Origin of the sequence: Amphritea sp. (assembly GCF_050300915.1) — a bacterium.
In the GTDB taxonomy this organism is placed as follows: Bacteria; Pseudomonadota; Gammaproteobacteria; order Pseudomonadales; family Balneatricaceae; genus Amphritea.
In genome coordinates, this window is the sequence record NZ_JBNKYN010000006.1 from 49,502 (window position 1) to 70,048 (window position 20,547).

23 protein-coding genes are annotated in these 20,547 nt (G+C 51.1%); 5 read left to right on the forward strand and 18 right to left on the reverse strand.

Annotated elements, in window-relative coordinates:
• Positions 1-6: 6 nt before the first annotated feature.
• From ACQY8X_RS02850 to ACQY8X_RS02890, 9 genes are all read right to left on the reverse strand, one after another.
• Positions 7-1,311 carry a DUF58 domain-containing protein gene (locus ACQY8X_RS02850; RefSeq protein ID WP_428033627.1) on the reverse strand — a complete coding sequence of 435 codons (1,305 nt, stop codon included), beginning with the start codon at positions 1,309-1,311 and terminating at the stop codon, positions 7-9.
• A complete protein-coding gene (locus ACQY8X_RS02855; RefSeq protein ID WP_428033628.1) occupies positions 1,308-2,291 on the reverse strand; it encodes an AAA family ATPase in 984 nt (327 codons plus the stop codon). Before ACQY8X_RS02855 ends, ACQY8X_RS02850 begins: the two co-directional genes overlap by 4 nt.
• On the reverse strand, positions 2,288-3,496 hold the full coding sequence (locus ACQY8X_RS02860; RefSeq protein WP_428033629.1) for a DUF4350 domain-containing protein: 1,209 nt from the start codon (positions 3,494-3,496) through the stop codon (positions 2,288-2,290). Before ACQY8X_RS02860 ends, ACQY8X_RS02855 begins: the two co-directional genes overlap by 4 nt.
• Positions 3,483-5,015: a hypothetical protein gene (locus ACQY8X_RS02865; protein WP_428033630.1), complete on the reverse strand. Its 1,533-nt coding sequence runs from the start codon at positions 5,013-5,015 to the stop codon at positions 3,483-3,485. The genes ACQY8X_RS02860 and ACQY8X_RS02865 overlap by 14 nt, the downstream gene beginning before the upstream one ends.
• Positions 5,002-5,988 (reverse strand): stage II sporulation protein M, encoded by a 987-nt coding sequence (locus ACQY8X_RS02870; protein ID WP_428033631.1) that lies wholly within the window; start codon positions 5,986-5,988, stop codon positions 5,002-5,004. Before ACQY8X_RS02870 ends, ACQY8X_RS02865 begins: the two co-directional genes overlap by 14 nt.
• Positions 5,985-6,689, reverse strand: a complete 705-nt coding sequence (locus ACQY8X_RS02875; RefSeq protein WP_428033632.1) for an RDD family protein — start codon at positions 6,687-6,689, stop codon at positions 5,985-5,987. The genes ACQY8X_RS02870 and ACQY8X_RS02875 overlap by 4 nt, the downstream gene beginning before the upstream one ends.
• 15 nt (positions 6,690-6,704) lie before the next feature.
• Positions 6,705-7,985 (reverse strand): BPSS1780 family membrane protein, encoded by a 1,281-nt coding sequence (locus ACQY8X_RS02880; protein WP_428033633.1) that lies wholly within the window; start codon positions 7,983-7,985, stop codon positions 6,705-6,707.
• A gap of 450 nt (positions 7,986-8,435) precedes the next feature.
• The gene (locus ACQY8X_RS02885; protein WP_428033634.1) at positions 8,436-8,822 is read right to left on the reverse strand and encodes a GFA family protein; all 387 of its coding nucleotides are present in this window, start codon (positions 8,820-8,822) and stop codon (positions 8,436-8,438) included.
• Between the two features lie 30 nt (positions 8,823-8,852).
• The gene (locus tag ACQY8X_RS02890) at positions 8,853-9,761 is read right to left on the reverse strand and encodes a LysR family transcriptional regulator (RefSeq protein WP_428033635.1); all 909 of its coding nucleotides are present in this window, start codon (positions 9,759-9,761) and stop codon (positions 8,853-8,855) included.
• Positions 9,762-9,870: 109 nt separating this feature from the next.
• Between ACQY8X_RS02890 and ACQY8X_RS02895 the strand changes: the two genes are divergently transcribed.
• Positions 9,871-10,080, forward strand: coding sequence for a DUF2798 domain-containing protein (locus ACQY8X_RS02895; RefSeq protein WP_428033636.1), 210 nt, complete (start codon positions 9,871-9,873; stop codon positions 10,078-10,080).
• 89 nt (positions 10,081-10,169) lie between these two features.
• Here the strand turns inward: ACQY8X_RS02895 and ACQY8X_RS02900 are convergent, their stop codons facing one another.
• Complete coding sequence (locus ACQY8X_RS02900; protein ID WP_428033637.1) at positions 10,170-10,886, reverse strand: dienelactone hydrolase family protein; 717 nt, start codon at positions 10,884-10,886, stop codon at positions 10,170-10,172.
• 45 nt (positions 10,887-10,931) lie between these two features.
• A complete protein-coding gene (locus ACQY8X_RS02905) occupies positions 10,932-11,498 on the reverse strand; it encodes a gamma-glutamylcyclotransferase family protein (RefSeq protein ID WP_428033638.1) in 567 nt (188 codons plus the stop codon).
• Positions 11,499-11,896: 398 nt separating this feature from the next.
• Between ACQY8X_RS02905 and ACQY8X_RS02910 the strand changes: the two genes are divergently transcribed.
• Together ACQY8X_RS02910 and ACQY8X_RS02915 are read left to right on the forward strand one after the other, a co-directional pair.
• The gene (locus tag ACQY8X_RS02910; RefSeq protein WP_428033639.1) at positions 11,897-13,588 is read left to right on the forward strand and encodes an AAA family ATPase; all 1,692 of its coding nucleotides are present in this window, start codon (positions 11,897-11,899) and stop codon (positions 13,586-13,588) included.
• Positions 13,585-14,229 (forward strand): glutathione S-transferase family protein, encoded by a 645-nt coding sequence (locus ACQY8X_RS02915; protein WP_428033640.1) that lies wholly within the window; start codon positions 13,585-13,587, stop codon positions 14,227-14,229. Before ACQY8X_RS02910 ends, ACQY8X_RS02915 begins: the two co-directional genes overlap by 4 nt.
• A 113-nt stretch (positions 14,230-14,342) precedes the next feature.
• Here ACQY8X_RS02915 and ACQY8X_RS02920 read toward each other — a convergent pair whose 3' ends face one another.
• Entirely contained in the window at positions 14,343-14,846 is a 504-nt protein-coding gene (locus ACQY8X_RS02920) for a helix-turn-helix transcriptional regulator (RefSeq protein ID WP_428033641.1), read from the reverse strand.
• 275 nt (positions 14,847-15,121) lie between these two features.
• Here ACQY8X_RS02920 and ACQY8X_RS02925 point away from each other — a divergent pair, with 275 nt between their 5' ends.
• Positions 15,122-15,748: a heme-binding beta-barrel domain-containing protein gene (locus tag ACQY8X_RS02925; protein ID WP_428033642.1), complete on the forward strand. Its 627-nt coding sequence runs from the start codon at positions 15,122-15,124 to the stop codon at positions 15,746-15,748.
• A 169-nt stretch (positions 15,749-15,917) separates the two neighbouring features.
• Here ACQY8X_RS02925 and ACQY8X_RS02930 read toward each other — a convergent pair whose 3' ends face one another.
• From ACQY8X_RS02930 to ACQY8X_RS02940, 3 genes are all read right to left on the reverse strand, one after another.
• A complete protein-coding gene (locus ACQY8X_RS02930) occupies positions 15,918-16,163 on the reverse strand; it encodes a DUF2164 domain-containing protein (RefSeq protein WP_428033643.1) in 246 nt (81 codons plus the stop codon).
• A gap of 31 nt (positions 16,164-16,194) precedes the next feature.
• Positions 16,195-16,620, reverse strand: a complete 426-nt coding sequence (locus tag ACQY8X_RS02935; RefSeq protein ID WP_428033644.1) for a GNAT family N-acetyltransferase — start codon at positions 16,618-16,620, stop codon at positions 16,195-16,197.
• A 93-nt stretch (positions 16,621-16,713) separates the two neighbouring features.
• A complete protein-coding gene (locus ACQY8X_RS02940; RefSeq protein WP_428033645.1) occupies positions 16,714-17,148 on the reverse strand; it encodes a GNAT family N-acetyltransferase in 435 nt (144 codons plus the stop codon).
• 396 nt (positions 17,149-17,544) lie between these two features.
• On the opposite strand from ACQY8X_RS02940, the gene ACQY8X_RS02945 reads away from it, so the two are divergent.
• Positions 17,545-18,285 (forward strand): tellurite resistance TerB family protein, encoded by a 741-nt coding sequence (locus ACQY8X_RS02945; protein ID WP_428033646.1) that lies wholly within the window; start codon positions 17,545-17,547, stop codon positions 18,283-18,285.
• Between the two features lie 80 nt (positions 18,286-18,365).
• Here ACQY8X_RS02945 and ACQY8X_RS02950 read toward each other — a convergent pair whose 3' ends face one another.
• The 3 genes from ACQY8X_RS02950 to ACQY8X_RS02960 all read right to left on the reverse strand — a co-directional run bounded on the left by ACQY8X_RS02950 (position 18,366) and on the right by ACQY8X_RS02960 (position 20,492).
• A complete protein-coding gene (locus ACQY8X_RS02950; protein ID WP_428033647.1) occupies positions 18,366-19,121 on the reverse strand; it encodes an SDR family NAD(P)-dependent oxidoreductase in 756 nt (251 codons plus the stop codon).
• Between the two features lie 299 nt (positions 19,122-19,420).
• On the reverse strand, positions 19,421-19,741 hold the full coding sequence (locus ACQY8X_RS02955) for a hypothetical protein (RefSeq protein ID WP_428033648.1): 321 nt from the start codon (positions 19,739-19,741) through the stop codon (positions 19,421-19,423).
• A 61-nt stretch (positions 19,742-19,802) separates the two neighbouring features.
• On the reverse strand, positions 19,803-20,492 hold the full coding sequence (locus ACQY8X_RS02960) for a helix-turn-helix transcriptional regulator (RefSeq protein WP_428033649.1): 690 nt from the start codon (positions 20,490-20,492) through the stop codon (positions 19,803-19,805).
• Between the last annotated feature and the right edge of the window lie 55 nt (positions 20,493-20,547).

Below are 20,547 nucleotides of genomic sequence, written 5' to 3' on the forward strand. Positions count from 1 at the left end.
AAAACCTTACAACCGCCCCGATGCCTTAACGGTTAAGTACTGATTAACCAGCGCGACCGGCAGCTGCCTGGCCAGCAGATCCATCGGCATTGCGCCCTGATGGCGCAGTTTTTCATGGTTCTGGGCGCGGCTTTCCAGATATTCCTGAACACCATGAAAGCGCAGAGCGGTGTCGAAATCTGATACCCGGTGTGCCTGTGTAGTGTCGAGAATCTGCTCCCGCAGATCGGCCACCACAACCAGATGACGGCGGGACAACAACCGCACCGCGGTAACCAGATCTTCACTGTCTTCATCGCGGGTATTCGTTACCAGTACAATCAGTGCCCGACGCCGCTGCAAAGGCATTAACTCACGGGCCGCTTCGAGATAGTCCGCCGCTTCCAGAGTCGCCTCTATATCGTAGGTGTTAGCAATCATCTGCCGCACTACTGCGGTGCCTTTCATCGGTGGAAACCAGCGTTGCACCCCGCCAAAGGTATGAAAGCCAACCGCATCCCCCTGCTCCGCCGCCACATAGGCAAGCAGCAACATCGAGTTCAATGCCTGATCCAGATGGCCGCCATCGGCTTCCCGGTGACGCATCCGTCGGCCACAGTCCAGCAGAAACAGTATTTGCTGATCCCGCTCATCCTGATACTCCCGGGAGATCAGCTTGTGATAACGTGAGGTGGCTTTCCAGTCGATCTGGCGTAACGAGTCACCGGCACGATATTCACGTAACTGATGAAAATCATTACCCTCGCCCCGGCGTAACTGATGCTTGATACCCAGCTGACTGAGCTGGTTATCGGTGGCCAGTAACGTATACTGACTGACAGCACGAAAATTGGGATATACCTTCACCGTTTCAGCCAGGGCAACGAACTGCTTCCGTTGCCATAACCCGAACGGTGACACACTCACCAGATCGACTCCGCCAAACGAGCCATCACCGCGGTGGTCCGGTCGAATTCGATAGGTCGCTCTGGCAGTGCGCTCTGCGGCTAAGCTGAGTTGCAGCGGCAACCCTTCAACCGCGTATTCAGATGGATGATGATCATGCAGTGTCAGCCACTGAGAGCGGCCGGTGTGATTGGTCACCTGTAGTTTGACATCACTCCAGACGCCCACAGGAATACTGCCACGCAGCTCACGGCTTACTTCAGCAACCGGTTCCCGACGATGCAATAAAAAGTCCAGCAACAGAGCCCCGGCACCCGCTGCGGCCGCCAGATCACGCAGTAGCTCCAGTGACGGCCAGAAGGCAGCCAGCAGTGCGAGCAGCAGAATAACGCTGACCAGTAGTACTGATCGACGGGATGGAATCATACCCGGGGAGCCTGCACGTTGCTGAGAATATCTTTCAGTACATCGTCCGGCTGATAACCTTCAATCTCAAGATCAGCACTGAGTTTAACCCGGTGACGTAATACCGCAGGGGCCACGGCTTTAATATCATCGGGAGTGACAAAGCGCCGCCCAGACAGCACCGCATTAGCACGGCCGGCACGCAGCAGTGCAATACTGCCCCGGGGACCACTGCCGGTCTCGATACCGCTCCAGTCACGGGTTGCCCTGACGATATTCACCGCATAGGCAACAATCTGCTCATCAACCTCCAGTTTTGAGGTATAGCGCTGCAGACTGAGAATCTCTTCAGGCTTCAGCACCTCTTGTATGGACGTCACATCCAGTTTATCAGCCACCGAGCCTGAGGTGATCTGTTTCACCATCTGCAGCTCTTCATCAACGCTCGGATAATCGATGTAGACCTTCAGCAGAAAACGGTCAAGCTGGGCCTGTGGTAAGGGATAGGTGCCCTCCTGTTCAATCGGGTTCTGCGTTGCCAGCGCCAGAAATGGCAGCTGTAGTTCGTACGTCTGCCCTTCGATAGTCACCTGCTGTTCCTGCATCACTTCCAGCAGCGCCGACTGGGTTTTCGCCGGGGCGCGGTTGATCTCATCCGCCAGCAGGAAGTTACAGAACACCGGCCCCTTACGCACCCGGAAAGAGTCTGTTTTACGGTCAAACATAATGTGCCCGCTGATATCACTGGGCATCAGATCCGGGGTAAACTGCACCCGGTTGAACACGCCCCCCACGGCGGCAGCAAGACTGCGAACCAGCAGCGTTTTACCCAACCCTGGAACCCCTTCCACCAGCACATGGCCACCCGCCAACAGTGCAATGGTGGTATCCCGGATCACCTGACGCTGACCAATCACCGCCTTGCCGATCTCCTGCTCCAGCTGCCCGAGTTTGCGCAGCACTTTGTCTGACAGCTGATCCTGTCCCTGCGATTCGTTCATCTTAACTCCCGCTGTTTTAAGCTACTGGCCAGCTGCTGCAGTACCAGCGTTGCTTTAATAAAATCCTGATCTTTTTTAATCTCATGGTAGAGACTGCGTTCAACAGCTGTCGCCGCCATACCGGTTTTCTCACCGATCCATTCAGCCCGCTGGCTATTATCCATCGGATTGAGCGCCGGATGACGCTTGCGCCACGCCTGCTCCAGCGCTTTACGGTTATTCTCAAACAGGCTAGCCCCCCGGTCGATACGCCAGGCATAACTGGCCGTAGCATCGATGTGCTCTAACAGATTACGCCGTTGCACATTTTGCAGCCGCAAACGGGGGCCGGTATAAAGAAATAAGCGCCACCCCATCAACAAACAGAGCACCACCACGACAGAAACAATAAATGGAATTTTCTGCCATAAAAGCTGCGGCAGAGGCACTGAATCAATACTGTACTGCAACCAGATCTTGCGACTCCCACCAACCAGATGGCTCAGCAGAAAGGCATTGTCATCTTTGTTAATCCGGTCATTGGTGAACAGATCCAGATCACTCAGCACCAGCACACGCCCCTGACCAAAGGCTAACTTGAGATAGTTTGCGCCCTGTTCAGAGCCAAACGTTTCAGAAGACCATTCCTCGCTGTCGTCCAGAACACGGTCTCGACGAAAGCTGACAGTCACTGGCTCCGGCTCACTCGCCAGCGAGAGCTTAACCTGCCGGTAAACCGAACTTTCGGCCGCATCGACAGCAGCATTCTGGGTTGAATCGCTTTCAGCCGGTTCCTCATCCACGGCTTCAGGACTCAGCATCCGCACCCCCAGGTAATCCAGAAACGGATTATTGGTCTCATCGTCTTCATAGAAATACTGCGGTGCCAGAATCAGCACGCCACCGGCCTCAACCCACTTGTCCAGGGTGTCAATCTGCTGATCACTCATCTCTGGCGGCATACGGCGAACCAGTAGCGCATCACTGGTGGGTGGCAGCATGGCAATAAGGTTCCGGGCACGAAAGCTTTCCGCCTCATACCCCAACGTTGTCAAAAAACGTTCCGCGGCGAGAAAACGGTTTCGCGTCGCGGCAGGTGAGATATCGACCCGGTGCTCCTCAGTCACTTTTTCGAAGTTCTTAAAAAACCACTGGGTATACCAGATGCCGCCGATCAGGAGTAAACCAGCCAACAGCCAGAGCAGAACACGGTTAGTGCTCGACATTGCCGTATACCTCCTGCCACCGCTGACATAGCAAAACAACAGGCTCTTCCGCCGGAACGATATGCCCATAGGCCATCCGCAACCAGTGATTCGTCAGGGTATTAAAATAGTCCGCTTCAGCGGTACTGCGGTTGCTTCTGACCAGGCGCTCACACTCTCCCTCGGTCGCACTGTCGGGTATCTCTATATGCTCCTGAGTCACCAGATAGACCAACGCGCCCCGATAAAGCAGGCTCAACGCCTCCCGGAAAGCGCCTTGCGCGACCAGTCGCCGCGCTTCTGCGGCGGGGTCATCCGGCAACTGCTCAGGGCGCAAGTCCAGACCAAACAGTTCAATCGGTTTGTGCTTTTCCTTACGCACCCTGCGGCCCTGAAAATCTCTGAACCACTGACTATTGTTGATAATCTGATAGATCAGAAAAACAACCAGCGAAATACCGATAATCCAGACCAGAATTTTACCCAGCTCTATCAGACTGATAGCTGATTTATGCGTGTTATCAGCCGCCGTAGTATCCATCCCTCTGAGTAAATCTTCGAGCCAGCGAATAAACCAGTTATTGCTGTTTTCCGATTCAGAGCCAACATATTGCCAGGTATGCGTCTGTTCATAACGACCAAAGGCTTCATCCGCCAGCACTTTGTCGATCAGCGGCTTAGCCTCCCGGGCGCTCACTTGCTGAGCCGCATCCACTGGTGTACTGATCAGCGGCACAACGAACGCCAAAACAGCCGCCAGCACCACTGCTGCAACAGCGCCACCGGAACGACGGGAAGATTCGGCCTTATAGCGTTCACTGGTGCGCCGGAAATTGATCTCGATATCCCAGGCTTCCAGCTCACTTCGACGATTGAGATAGAGGGTAAACCCGGCGGCCACATAGAACGGCGCAATAATCGACATACAGAGTAAGCCTCCGGCAAACTGTAACCAGTCCCCCACCTTTCCCGGTGCCATAAACAGATCACCGAAACTGGTCCAGCGCAGGTCTTCCGGGATCAGCATGAAAACAACCGCGATAAATGCCATCTCCAGCACTGACTCAAGATGGATACCGATTACCGTCAGCCAGGCAGCCGCACTCTGGTTGCGTCCCAGCACCCGCAAACGATCGCGGCGCGCAGTTCCCCGCAGCTGTTCCAGCAAAGCCACCGGCAGCGCAAAGGACCGGGAGGGGTTGAAACGACGCAAGGTAAGGTTAATCAGCAACTGCGGCCGGACCACTGACCACCACTGCCGTAACACCGATTTCACCGGCAGCTGCTCACCAAACACTGCCCGGCTTAACCAGAACATCAACGGCGGCTCGTACAGCGGTTTAAACCACCAGATAATCAGCATCAGCCAGCCGAGTTCATCATATAGGAGGAAAAACAAAACCAGCCCCATAGGCACAGCAATACTAAGCCAGAGCAACCAGAGTGGCATAAACCAGCGTCTGGCCAGGGCAAACCCGAGGTCTATCGCTTCCCAGGGAGTGCGTCGGCGCAGGGATATTTCGAGTTTATCGAGTTCCACCCGTCCCCCTGCCCGCGAAGATAAAATAGAGAATCATAAGCACCCAGAGGATGATAGCCGCGACATATTTGACTGTGTTTGGCAGGCTACTGGCAGACCAGAACGCCTCGATAAAGGCGGCCCCGAGTAACATCAGCCCCGCTCCCATCACCAGCGGAACCGCTTTACCTGCCTGAAATTTAATCGCATCCAGGCGACTGAAGCGGCCGGGGCTGATCACCCCTCGCCCGATCATCAGGCCGGCAGCACCACTGATCACAATCGCGGTCAGCTCCAGCGCCGAATGGCCACAAACAAAAGGCCAGAAGGTTTCGATGTAACCCAGCCCCGACAGATAGCCCGCCACTCCACCAATGACGATGCCGTTATATAGCAGTGTAAAAACGGTACCAACCCCAGCCAGAACACCCATCGCAAAGGTGCGAAAACCGATACCGATATTGTTATAGATATAGTAACCAAACATGGCGAAATCAGAGTCGGCACTGCGTTCCAGAGTTCGCCCGGGGCGGGCATTATCCGGCCGGTACATCTCCTCCATATTACTGACTTCAGCATCGCTCATCAGGCTATGAATAAAGGAGTCATCGACCAGACAATACCCCCCTACCAGTAGTGCAGGCAGCAGAAACAGAGCCAGTGCCACCCAGAAATAGCGAATATTGTGGCGCAGACAGGCCGGAAAGTCTCTGGCAATAAAGATCATCAGCCGCCACAGCCAGGCACCACGACGGGTGTACAGTTGCTGATGACCACGCAGCACCAGCCGGTGCAGAAACTCAACCAGTTGAGGACTGTAGCGACGCGTCCGGGAAAGTGCATAGTGATTACATAGCTGACGATAGAGTTGCGGCAGATCGGCCGGTAACTCATCTGCCGCCCGACGCAGCCGAAACGTTTCTAGCTGTGCCAACTGTTGATCCAAACGTTGCCACAACGGCTGATAACGCTGTTCAAACTGCTCCTGCTTCATCGATTCCCCCGGGTCAGCCAGGCCGCATATCCTAGAATCTCGTTGACCGCTGCAGCCCCCCGTTTACCGGTCACAGGATAGAGCGAGGTTGCCAGCTCAACCTGGCGTTCCTGACTCAGCTGCGGACAACGCTCGGCAAAGCGGATCAGCTCACGCTGCTCATCCACACTCAGATCAACCGGAGGACGAATAGCCACGATCTCCGCCAGCTTAACCCGAACCAGATCCGTTTCCCGATAGACAACCAGCGTGCCCGCAGCCAGATCACCCAGGCGCTGAAAGTTTCGGTTCATCAACATCGACAGCAGGCCTGCGGCATAAAGAAAAGGCAGAAAGTCAGCAGCCCGGAGAAGATTGCGAATAAATGAGGAGGAGAACGTCACCGGCGTACCGTTATCCTGAATAACCACCAGCCCCATCGTTTTTTTTCCGGGCGAAGCGCCGTTATACAGTTCGAAGACAACCGGATAAAACCACTCAATCAGGAAAAACATGATCAACATCACGGAAGTGCCGACGCCACCAAAGAAGGCAAAAACACCGGAAACCAGTGCATACAGTACTGCCCGGATCAGCATATCGAGGCTCCAGGCACAAGCACGCACCACAGGCCCCGCCAGCCGTAGCTCAAGCAGGATGCCTTCGGGGGTTTCGTGACGTCTGACGGTATCTGTCAGAAAGGTTTTATCCTGTTCTGTCATCGGGAAAATACAGCCTTAGCTGTAGAAAATATCCCGATATGAGGTATACATCGAAGCCGATATCATTGGTATAACCACCAGCAGTCCCAGGCCCAGGGGGATTGCACCCACGAAAATCAGAACTGTCGCCAAAAGGGAATACACCAAACCTGGCAGCATATTTTTTAAACAGGCACTGAAACTCATCTTCATAGCGGTGACTGCGGGAATACCATTCAGCGCCACTAAAGCGGGTGCAAACCAGTAAGCCATTATAATGGGCACCACAAACAGCAAACCGATAAGCGCTGGCAGTAACATTCCAGCCCCCATACTATCCGGGCTTCCCCCGCCCATCATGAACACAGAGCCACCCACAAGCAGCATGATCGCAACTACCGTGACGACCATAGATACCAGATACAGCAAACCTACCAGAATCAGCTGACCAACATTACTACTAAAACCACTGAACAGATGCCCGATACGAAAATCGCCGCCCTCCTCCTGCGCCTGACACCCCAGCATAAAACCTGCGGTTACCACCGGGGAGAGCAGCGTGATTGCGAGTGACCCAACAAACGGGATCAGACTTAACACCGTAGAGAGAACTATCCAGATAACTATCGCAACAATCCAGGCAACCGGATTTTGCCTGAAGTGATTAAACCCGCCAGTTAGCCAATTCAAGCCATGACCAGCGGGCACTGAGAATGGCCCGTCCAGTTCACCCTCTTCATACTCCTGGCTCAGATCGGCTTCTGGGGCCTGATAGGGATTACCATTCGAAGCAGCCGGATGGTAATCAAATGCAGCTGAAGATGAGTTTTCTGAGACCGTAGCAGAGTCATTATCTGAAGACTCAGGCGCGGCAACGGGTGCTGCGGTAAATGCCTGACCGCTCTCCTGAATTGCCAGGTACTTGGAGATAACAATTTTGCAGTCTAAGCAGCGGTCATCGGCGACCTGTTTAGAGCCGCATTTAGGGCAGGATTGCGAATTAGCCACCGGGGAAGAGACATCTGTGTCGCTGGCAGAGTCATCCCCCTCCAGCTCAAACGCCATCGCGGGTTTAACGACGGGTTGCTGTGCTACCAGCTCAACCTCAAGCCCCATAGCAACGAGCACTGACCGATACTTCTCGGCCTTAGCTTTATCCAGATCGCTTTTTATAACCGTTTCTTTGCCGGACAGAACCAGACCACGCGCCTTCGCTTCGCTGCATCTGAATTTTTCGGCAAATGCAGAGATTACCATTTCAGGTTCGAACCCTTCAGCAATCGTCCCGCTGAAGACAACTTTAAATTGATCTGACATTTGCAAAATTCCCTGTTGCGCCCTGTTAGAGTGGAGTTCATTTTAACGTCAACACGATAATTCACAAGACCTCAGGTCAATAAAATAACACCAGAAACACACCTGAAATTAGATAGTTACTCAGGTTTAGTTAATCTACAGCAAAACCTAAGCGCACACTTAGCTGAGGTTTTACTCTGGCAGATGGCGTTGTTCCACGGCGTCACCATAGCGGTGAACCAGATCATGGGCAGGGGTTTTTAACCAAATAATAGCTGCAGGAATTTCAATTCCAGATTGTGTCCGGGTAAAGGGTTGATCCCCGGCGTGGAGATGAAGCAGTGTCCGTGAAACTAAAATATTAGCTTCAGGATCAACAACCTCCTACCAATTTGCGCCACGTTACTGTCAAAAGCCTGAACAGAGTTCTGAGTCAATCAGACGATACCGGCCTAACCGCCTTAGAGATCATTAGGACTCATCATGTTCAGGCAATGCATTGTGAATGGCATACCAGGGAGCCTTCTGCGATACCCAGATATGCTTCTCCTCCGCAACCTGCGGATCATCATCAAGGGACCCCAGACGCAAAATAATATGCGGGGTGTTATCCCGCTTGGCGTAGACCTGTGTACCACACTCAGAACAGAAAAAACGGTGTTTGCCAGGGGAGGACTCAAAGGATTTCAACAGTGCGCCACCCTGCAGATGAAAATTGCTATCCTGAACTGCAGCAACACTGGAAAAAGCACTTCCATGGGCCTTACGACAGGTTTGGCAATGACAATGAACAATCGCTCCCGGCTGACCGCTAATCTCATACTTTACTTTGCCACAAAGACAGCTGCCTCTGATCATCACTCCTCTCCTGTTAATCGACTGCGCTTGTTACGAAAGACCACTATGAACTTTAAGATAATCGATCAGATCTGAGGCTCTGCGGGTCAATAGCTGACGGCGGTACCAGATCGCATAGACATCTCGTCGTTTCCCCTGCCAGCCTGATAAAACCGGGACCAACTGAGCCCGGCTAAGTTGATCTTTAACCACCGTCTCCGGTAATAATGCAATACCCAGTCCCGCCAGGCAAAACTGTTTTGCCACATCTAAATCGTTCACCACCAGGCGTTGTCGGTGGGTTGCCAGAGAGATGCTCACCGCACTTTTCTCAGTACTGTCCAGGCCGCGGTCATCCGCGGGATAAAAACTCCATGTCGATAACGGCCGGGCGACGATCAGATGATGCTGTGCCAGCTCTTCAGGTTTACGAGGCTGGTTATGGGTGTGAACATAGCCGGGACTGGCAACCAGCAGGGTGTTTATTGAGCCTAGCTTTACCTGAGACAACTCTGAGTCTGCCTGCGGGCCAACCCGGATAGCAAAATCAGCCCTTGAAGATGAAAACTGTGCCAGCTCATTGCTCAACTCCATCTCTAAATCAACTTGTGGATTTAGTTGCAGATACTGTGCAAAAGCAACGTGTAATAAATTGTTGGTCAGATTTGTGGGGGCCAGCACCCGGATACTGCCCTGTAACCCGGATATATCATTCTGCATCTCATGGACGATCGCAGCGAAGCAATCAACATGAAAGGAGGCCCGGTCAAATAGCTTCTCACCTTCGCTGGTCAGCCGGAAACTATGACTATTCCGGCTTAACAGCAGACAGCCCAGTGCACGCTCCAACCCTTTCAGCCGTCGGCTCACCGTTGAGGGGGGAATATTCATAGACGTCGCAGCGCGTTTCAGGCTGCCAGCCTTGACCACCGAGACAAACAGGGCGATATCGTCAATCATCTATTGATGCCATATATGGAATTTAAATAACCATAAAACACCCTATCTTCCATAAATGCAATTGAATATATTAGCCTTCATCGCGTTTTTGAACTTATGAGACAGCACCATGAAACATAGAATCTTGTTCAGCATCATCATGTCATTTTTTCTGTCATCACTGATGACGCTCTGGATTACCTATATCAACCTGGGAATGAGTAATACATTTGTCTACTCCTGGTTACATGCATTCATCCTCGCGTGGCCTGCGGCAGGAACCATCTCATTTTTTGCAGCACCGGTATCGCAGAAAATCACTGCACGAATCATCAGATAAACTGTGTCATCAAGACCCGTCAGGCTTAACAAACACAATCGCCTTAAACGGGATGAAGATGGTATTTAACAGACTGACAGACGGCGCACTTAAGCCGTCTGCAACTCGTTGAGAAAATCAGCAAGATACTGAAAGCTGCGTCTGGCAACAACCGGGTTATACTGACTACCCCGCTCCGGCGCATTCGCGCTGGGTAACATAAAGGAGTGAACCGTTCCACCGAAATCAATAAACTGCCAATCGATACCCAGTGCGGTCCAGTACTGTTTCGCTGCCACAGCATCTTCATCACTAATCAGCGGATCGCTGTGACCGTTGAGCACCAGAATTTTTGTTTTCCGGTTTGCCCGTTCAGCTGATTCAGCCCGATAAAAACTCATCAGCCCATGAAAACTGACGGCTCCAACACTATCGGCCAGATGCAGGCCCGCCTCAATCGCCAGACGCTCGCCCATGCAGAACCCCACATGCACAATCAACTTATCCGTATCGGCACGGCAGACTGAATCGGTCAGTTCCCGTTGCAAACGATGCAACGGTTGCGGTTCGGACAGCAGCAGCCCCATCTTCTCCCTTCGGGCATCCAGATCCTCCGGGTTTTGTCCCTGACCATAGAGATCGACCGCCGTTGCGGTAACACCCAGCGCGGCAACGGCATCAGCAAACCCTTTTTCAAACTCAGTCAGTCCGGCAAAGGTTGGCCATATCACTACATTAAGACCATTTGCGCCAGTTGCCGCAGCCTCCGCCCGGTAGTGAATACGTTCAATATTATGCTTAAACCATGAATCGAATTTATGCGACATGCTTTTCTCTCACTTTTGCTCAACCAATATCTCTTTTAACAACATTCAGCCCTGGGCCCTGATATGCAGCGCCCTCTCACGGGCGTCCCGATCAATATCTGCATCCGGAACAGTTTCAACCTGCCCGATCCGGTCTGTATATTCAGAGGGTAACCCCGCTTCCCGGGCACCAACCAACACATGGTTAACATACCAGTCATAAGGCTTGAGCAACGGGTCGATCTGCAGCGCAAAGTAAGTTAGTGCGCTAACCCGATCACCCCGTTGATTTTGCAGAGTTACCACTTTCTCAGCATAGCCAACTCCAAGTCCCTCAGCCCGGTCCAGCGCGGGCTTCTCCGACCGGGGTATATCAAACACAACACCATAAATACGATCATCACTGCCGGTATAAAACAGATCACACTTTGCAGAACTATCCTGACCCGCCTTATGAAAGCGCAGATCATAGCCATCAAGAAAATAACAGCCGATAACCCGGGCACCGGGCACCCGCTGCCGCAGTCGTGACAGCGACATATTTGATCCGTAGGCAAAATAATTCATAGCTATAATCTGAGCCAAAGCCCCATGAGTTAATCGAAGATTTTTCACTCTAACGCAGCATAGCATATCGTTACCTGGCTCCTACAGGTTCACCTTCAAGCTCACAAAAGCCAACCTCTTTGTCTTAAACAGCACATTTCTCAGCTGGCTGCTGTCATATAAAACAATAAGTTAACAACCGTTTTTAGTGGCACCTATCTTGCTGTCTCACTTAAAAAGAAAGTAGGAAGTTCGACAGAGCGCTTAACCTGACAGGCTGTTGATTTTCGTTTTCGAGGACGCCAATGCAAGGCAAAAACGGACGAAATGAGGGAGTTTATACCTCATAAATGACCGATTTGAGCCTGTTTTTAACGCCGCAGTGGCTACGCAGATAGAAAATCCACAACCGGCAAAACGGCTCACCGTCTGTCAGGAGCAATTAACCCATCATGAAAACCTAACCATAGACCCCGGAGGTAACAATGAAACTACAGATTGGAAAAAGTTACGTCGAAGCTATGGTGGCCGAGTTTCCGGTTTTAGGAACGCTGAAGGAACAGCTACGCTTTGGTAATAAAGCGGAGGTCTCGTTCACCCAATTGAGCGACGCCCAGTTGAACTACCTGTACAGTTTGTATTGTCAGTCCGGACCATCGATGCAACCGCTGGCAGCCCTGTTAAAGACGATACAGCGTTCTCGCAGTGACCATGAGACCCGCTATGGCCCCGATGACCTGGAACGGCTGATGCCGGATATCGCCCGGTATCTGATCAAAGATGCGCTGCGAGGCTGGTTGTTCAGGGTCACCGGTGCGGGTAAAACCATGGCCTACCTGATTACCCGGCTCGATTACACGCCCCCCGGTGAAGAGGAATCGGGCCGTATTCTGCTTGAGTTGAAAGCCAACTCAAAAGGCACGGTGGCGATTGAGAACTTAGTTATTCGCACCCGGGATCTGACCAATCACAGCATTAGCGAGATTTTTCTGAATAAAGGCTATATCAAAGAGAACCCGGAGCTGATGGCCGCCTATGATGAATCAGTTGAGCGATATTTTAACTGGCGCGCACGCTATGGCGAGCAGTTCTCTGCCAGTGGCACCGGCATCTATACCGAAGACCCCTCTGCCAGCCATCGCAGCAGCGACTGGACCCGCAAGAATGTGGTGGTGTTGTCATCCGGCGGTGGCCAGGCTCGGCTGGTAAATGATGAGGATATGATCACCAATCGGGTACTCACACTGGACGCCTCGGGGGACATTCTCGGCGGCTTTCTTCGCCGTGCCGGTAAAAGCAGCCGTTATAATGAAGAGATGGAAAAACAAACCGAGCAGTCGAACGCTGAGATCCCTAAAGGCCTGTTCACCGAACTGCCGGTACACGGCTATATGTTGATGTTCCATCTCGATCTGCACCACCATGTCTGGGTGCATGTCGACAACATGACGCCCTATCAGTATCAACCAGAACTGAAAGATAAGTTGGTTCTGCCCCCCGAGCAGATCGACCTGATCGACATTCTCACTGCCGAAATGGATCTGCTGATGGATGACATTATCGCCGGTAAATCCGGTGGCACCACGGTGTTATGTGCAGGCCCCGCAGGGGTCGGTAAAACACTCACGGCAGAGGTCTATTCAGAAATTATCCGACGTCCGCTGTATCGGGTGCACTCCGGTCAGTTGGGTCTGAATGTCGCAGAGATGGAAAAAACATTAAAAGACACCCTGATCCGCGCCCAGCGCTGGGGGGCCGTTATGCTGATCGACGAAGCCGATGTCTATATCCGCCGCCGCAGTGACAGCTTGTCATCTAATGCGGTGGTCGGGGTGTTTCTGCGGGTACTGGAATACTTTAACGGTCTGCTGTTTCTCACCACCAACCGCATCGATGATATCGATGAAGCAATTATCTCCCGCTGTATCGCCATGATCAATTACCAGCCCCCGGAGCGGGATGACCGGATCAAGATCTGGCAGGTGATGACGCAGCAGTTCGGGCTACAGGTTGAAGCGGAACTGATTCCCGAACTGGCGGATACCTTCCCGACGGCAACCGGTCGGGAGATAAAAGGCTTAACCAAACTGGCAGGCAAGTTCTGTCAGCAAAAACAACTGACACCGACACTGGACGTCTTTAAACGCTGTTCAGTCTATCGGGGAATGAACCTATGACGATGAAATTCTATATGACACCCGGGTCATGCAGCACGGCGATCCATATTTTACTGGAAGAGGTGGAGGCTATTTTTGAAGTTCATCTGGTTGATCTCATGGCGGGCGACAATAAAACCCCGGAGTATCTTCAGCTCAACCCCAAAGGCACCATTCCGGTGTTGATCACCGATGATAATCTGGTGCTGACTGATGTCCAGTCGATGGCCTGGTGGATCGCCCGGCAGAACCCCAAAAAAGCATTACTGCCCACTGATATCGCAGCGGAATGCAGAACGCTGGAGTGGATGAGCTATGCCGTCAACACCATTCATGGGCAGGGCTTTACCCGTATTTTCACCCCTGACCGATACAGCCTGCCGGGGTTAGACAACGGTGCCGGGTATGATGCCATTAAACAGCAGGGAGAGGAGATTGTCGCTAACGCGTTTGCTCTGCTTGAACCGGTCTTAGCCGGAAGAGAGTTACTGTTTGATCGTTTCTCGATTGCCGATGCAGCGCTGTTTTATGTGATGTTCTGGGCCGACCGGATCAATCAGCCGCTGCCCGAGAGCTGTAAACACTATTACCAGACGCTGTTAACCCGGCCAACGGTTCGACAGGTGCTAAGCGAAGAGGGATACGGCGCGATGTTCAGGTGATCAACAAAGGAGTTAAATTGATGACTGCTAAAAATTACCGCAGCCGATAAACCGCACTGTTCAGAACAGTAAACATCAGCATAACCTCTGCTAATTCAGACTGGATCTGACAGTTACCACAGGTCCTCCATAAACCAGGCGGTGAAACTCACCTTACTGGTTGTCCCGGATTTTTTATAAACGCTGGTGAGCTGATTACGCACAGTTTTCTCAGAGGTATTTCTGAAATCAGCAATCTCTTTGGCGCTAAACCCTTTAAGGGTAAACAAGGCGATATCGGACTCGCTTTCGGTTAGTTCCCATTTTAAAAATTGCTTCGCTATCTCCTCACCGAACATCCGCTTGGCATTGATCAGCTCTTTCGATGCCTGGGCCGAATGGCTCCTGGCTTCCTCAAGCTCAAGCAGCAATTGAGCATTGCGCTGCTCATGCGCCCGGGTATTCAAAAACAGCAACAGCAGCAAAGATAACGCAAAAACAAACACCACTGACTCTTGCACAATATGCAGGACATTAGCCCCCTGCAACACATCCGCAACGATATCCGAAAAACTGGTGATAACAATTAGTACAAAAAACACCCGGATAAGGGTGTTCCACCTGTCAGCCTCTATCATTATGTCCCCACTACTCAGCATCCCTACCCTCTGGGTGAGAGTCTTAATTCTTTAGCGTTTTTGCGATGTGACAAACATCCTACGCAATAAAAACAATCACTTACAAAAACCACAGGGACGTAACTCCCATATAGTCGTCAACCGCAATGACTTAACATTGGTCTCACCTACTGACTACCGCTACACGTCTGAGTTCATTTTTGATTGCTTTTTTTAATCAGGTTTAGCGGCGGCAAAAGGTGATACTTCCCATCAACATCGAAATGGAAACTCCGATGAAAACGTTTAGACACCTACCTGCGATAGCCTTAACTGCTATCACTTTTTCACTGTCCTGTACTACATCCGCTTTCGCTCAGGACCTTGACTTTGGGCCACTGCAACCGTTAATTGGTACATGGAAGAGCGTTAATCCCGGCGTAGACGTAGCCCCAGGAAGAACCGGTTCAGCCGTTGGCGAAGGCGGCACATCCATAGAACCCTATTACGAAGTCAGAACATTTGAAGCCGCCGCAGATGCGGTGAATGCCAGTGATCAGTCGCTGGTTGCGCTTTACTACAAACAAGAGGTATTCAGACAGCGGGACGATGCAAAATTTCATGACCAGCGGGGTTATCTGATTTACGACAAAAAGAACCAGATGGTCTATAACTCCTTCTGCGTCCCGAGAGCCGTCTGTGTTGTTGCAGAGGGCAAAGCTGCGGCAAAAATGACACTAACAGCCCCCCCAAGAGGTATCGCTGAATCCTCATACATGAGCAAAAACGCCACCAGCCAGGCATATTCCATGACGCTGGATATTGCCGCAGACACACTGTCTTACACGCAAACAACCCAACTGAAAATTTATGGCAAAGATTTCAGCCATACAGAAAGCGCTACGTTAGAAAAAGTGCGCTGATTTATTTAACCTGCTCTCATAACGAGCAGAGCATCACACGCAAAGCAGGGATATATCCCGACAAACCAGCCTTTGATCAGCAATCACCGATTAAAGGCTGGCTCTCTTTTAGCGCAAACTTTTTCCCATTATCTACCGCGACGAATAGCGCCCTTACTCTACCGGAATATTAACTTACTGGTTTCTCCAGTTCCTCAACCAGATAACCGATCTCATCGGCTTTTGCGGCAAAAAGAACCCGGGCATCTGACAGTCCACGATTATAAAATGCCGGGCCAATCTCCCTGGCAAAGAAATCCAGCAGGAACTCAGCTTCAAAACCACCGATCTCCTGATCGAGTTCATCGTTAAAGTATCGTTTAATATGACTGACAATGCGCTCAGTCTCATCCTTGGTAAATTTGACATCACTCATACAAATTCCCGGTAAACTCTGCCTTGCATGACTACAACTCTTTCTGAAACACGGCCTGACTTTTTTTTAATCTATAGCCCTGCTTCTCATAAAATTCATGGGCCTCTGTTCTGATAACGTTGGCCCGTATCCGAATATTCGAAGTGTACTGTTTCAACCAGGCTTCGGCCATCAACACTAAGCCCCTACCCAACCCAAGACCACGGGCCTGATCAGATATCACCAGGCTGACAATTTCACCTGACACACCTTCTGCCATGCGCACATCCAGCATGGCGGAAATTGCGCCAACCACATTACCGCTAACATCAGCCACAAATACTTCGCCCTCACGCGTTTTCACCCTGCGGACATTGGCTGTCAATGAATCCCTCGTATGCTCATAACCCAGCTGTTTCATCAGTTCCACCAGGCATCCCAGATCAGATGGCTCGTAGATTCGATATAATGGTTTCATCGTTTTGCGCTACACCTTTTATTTAATCTCCTGCCGTAATCAGCTCACAGCTGAACAGAAACATTGGCACTCGAAACAACTCTAAACCCGCTGCTATACATTGTCATTAGTTGAACTATTAAAGGAGTACATACGAACATCATTGCGCAAAAACCAACCTGACTGTTCATAAAATCTCTGTGCCTCAACATTCTCGCCAGACACAAACAGGTGTGTTTTTGCGATTCCCATCACGGCCAGCGCTTTAACCGATGCGGCAACGAGCTGCCGACCTATCCCCTGGCCACGATGTTCGGAAGACACGGCTAAATGCTGTAAATAGCCACGCCGACCATCAGTACCTACCAGAACAGCACCAATCACACCGCGGCTATCTGAAGCCACAAAACTCAATCCCGGATTACGCTGCAGGTATAGGCCAATACTGTATTTCGAATCAGCATCCCGCAGAGACATATGCTCAGTTTGCCCCCACAGACTGATAACCGCATCATAATCGGAAATATCCATCTCTCGAATCACTGTCACAGAAGAGCTTCCTTATTGTTAAAGTATCGCCTTCACGGCAACCTCACTCGACAACGGGCAGTAGCTTTGTTGAGCCGTAGCTGATACCAGCCAGAGCCGTTGAGACTCTTTATTCTACCCAAAAATGCTTACTTTTTTCTGCAACATCACGGTCTCAATATTTTTTTGTTCAACTCATCTGGCTTTTTCTGCAACGCGTCCCTCACTACCCAATGATAGGCTTTACAGCCTCTCACGCCTTTAATCTATTAATCCGCCGAGGCCAGATAAGCTGTTGAAACTGGGTGGATTTAAGTGAACTTATCCGTATTTTCAGGGACTAATTAAGCGAACCTGGTTATCGTAAACTGAGTTCTTAATTTTTACCGACTGACAAAATTACAGAGGCGCTCGACCATGGATGTTAACTCACTCTTAAACAGCATTATGGGTAACACTGGTGCAGGAATCGACAAAGCAGTGAAAACGGCCAAATCCGGTTCTATGCCAGGTGGTTTGCTGGGTGGTGTTGCTGTCGGAGGATTAGCCGCCATGCTACTGACCAACAAAAAAGCCCGTAAGATGGGTGGAAAGGCAATCAAATATGGTGGCATAGCGGCAGTTGGTGGAATGGCTTACAAAGCCTGGCGTGACTATCAGGAAAACCAGGCCGCTGCACAACCACAAACCGTTACGCAAACCGCTACCGTCGTATCTGATCCGGACGTTACTGCCCTGCCTGCGGCTCCCACGGGCAGTATCTTTGACCTTGCAGAGGAAAAGCAAACTCAACAGGGCGAAGATATGCGTCTGATTCTGGTGCGGGCAATGATTAGCGCGGCCAAGGCCGATGGTCATATTGATGCCAGCGAACGCGCCCGCATTGAACAACAGATCAGCGATCTGGGTATCGGTGCAGAAGAGCAACAGTTTCTGGTACAGCAACTGCGAGCGGACAGTGACCCCATCAACATTGCTCGCCTGTCTGAGAGCGAGGAGCAGGCTACAGAGATCTATCTGGTGTCAATGTTAGCAATTGACCTCGATACCGACGAAGAGCGGCGTTATCTCGACCGTTTGGGGGATGCACTGCACCTGCCAATGGAACTACGCAAAAATATAGAACACGAAGTGCAAAGTGCTCAACCCCAGGGGTAACCCCCTGGTCAGTTTATCGAATCTTCAGAATCCAGCCAGAGCGCAGGATTACTTGCTTTGAGGCGGTATTCTGAACTTATTCACTCTCTCATCAATCTCTCGAAAGTGTGATCTGCCATCCCCGCCGACAGTCCTCCATCGACATTTATCGACTGACCGGTCAGGTAACTGCAGTCGGGAGCCGCCAGAAAATGGCATAGCGCCGCGACCTCCTCGGGCTGACCAACCCGGCCCATGGGGCTTGTTCGTTCGGTCATCACCACTTCAGGATGGTCTGGAGTCAACATCTCGGTCCACACCGAGGCCGGGCAGATGGCATTGACCCGAATCTTTCGCGGTACCAGTTCCATCGCTGCCACTCGGGTCAGGCTGCACACGGCTGACTTGGTTGCTGAGTATTGACCGTAACCGGGATAACCAACTTTTGATACATCTGAAGACGTATTGATAATCGACCCGCCATCGTTCATGTGCAGCGGTGCAAAGCGCAAGCCGTTGTAGACCGCTTTGACATTGATCTCCAGAATGCGCTGAAATTCATCGGCACTTTGCTCGGCAATGGTCGGGCCGGAATTTTCAATGCCTGCATTGTTCATGACAATGTCAAGCTTGCCCATGCGTGCTTCAGCTTCCTCAAAACAGGCTCGCAACTGATCTTCATCGGCGACGTCCGCCTGAATAAAAATTCCATTCAGCTCATCCGCAAGACTTGCCCCATCACGGCGGCCAACGATCGCAACCCTGGCACCGGCTGCGGCAAAACGTCTCGCAGTCGCCAGCCCGATACCCGAAGTACCGCCTGTAATCAGTGCATTTAATCCTTCAAGAGAAAACATCCGTACCTCCAAAATTGTGTCGCCGCTAATACTAATGGCGATGACATATTTAGTGTCCTGCCTAACGCATGTTTATAGGGCCGTAATGCCGCATTAACTTACTGTTATAACAAATGACACAAATTAAAACTGATTGGTAAGTAAAGAGTATCCCTTATGTAGCAACCGTTAAAATACCCAATAGAGCATAGTTGACACTTGCCACTGCACTATAGAATGTCAATTTAGCTAAAGGCGCGCCGCAAAACGCGGGAAATATAACGCTGAGGGATAAGTCCCTCAGCTAGCCGATTAGGCGTTTAGTTAACTCTTGTCCAAAATGTCATGTTCACAGATTCCTTTTCAATCAGCTCTAAATACTCCAGCGCAACGCTGTTATGTAGCCATTGCTGGCAATACTCTTCTGCTTTTTCCTGTGAGCTGGCGATTGCCACATCGGCATAAACGCCCTCGGCACCACGCACCAGAAAATGGAGAACCAACTCCGCTTGCTGACTAAGAAACTCCGCTTCTACCTGGCCAGACAGTTCTATTAATCTGGCCTCTGTCACGCCCTCTTTAAGCCTGAAGGTAGCGAACTCCATACCACCAATGCGATCAATCTTGCTATTCGTTATCATGCCAGTACCTCAGTTATTGGTTGAACACCAACTGTAAGGCCTTACTACTGACACCACTGTGTCAGTCGGCTTTGGTACTTTTCAGCTTAATGTACGCGGGTAGTGAAACGTGCTCAGGTAGCGCTCCGGCGTGTTCACTAAGCTCGAATCGGGTTATACGGTCTATTCTAAGGTCTCTGTAATCGCCGCGAAGTTCGCACCAACAGCCCAGCGTCCATTTTCCTCCCCAATAGAACAACCCCAGAGGAAATACTGCTCTGGCCGTTATGACCTCTGCAAGCGACCTATACTCTATATTCAGCCAACGCCTTGCTTCTATTGCTGAGTGCACTTTACCCCACAACAGATACACCTCAGATTCGCGGTGGCCTGACGGTACCCTGACCACTCTATCTTCGCTGGAAATCAACTTTGAATCATTCGGCAATGCCGCTTCTATCTTTGACAGTAGAGAATGCGCTGAAGCAGCCAGATTTCTCCCTGTTAACGATGCGGTAAAACTAACCCCAGTGATCAGCGCTTCCAGCTCGTCCGGTGACAGTTGCAAAGGGGGCAACTCGAACCCCTCCGATAAACGGTATCCGACACCCGGCTCACCATATACAGGTATTCCAGATAAAGACAGATCATCCATATAACGATAGATAGTTCTTTCAGACACAAGCAGTTTTTCAGCCAATTGCTTTGCGGTAATTGGCTGGTGCTTACGCAGGATATTAGTTAATTGAAAAAGTCGGTCTGATTTTCGCACATTCTTGTCTTTTCACTTGAAGGACTAATGCTCAACATCCACTGCCTGTACTGGT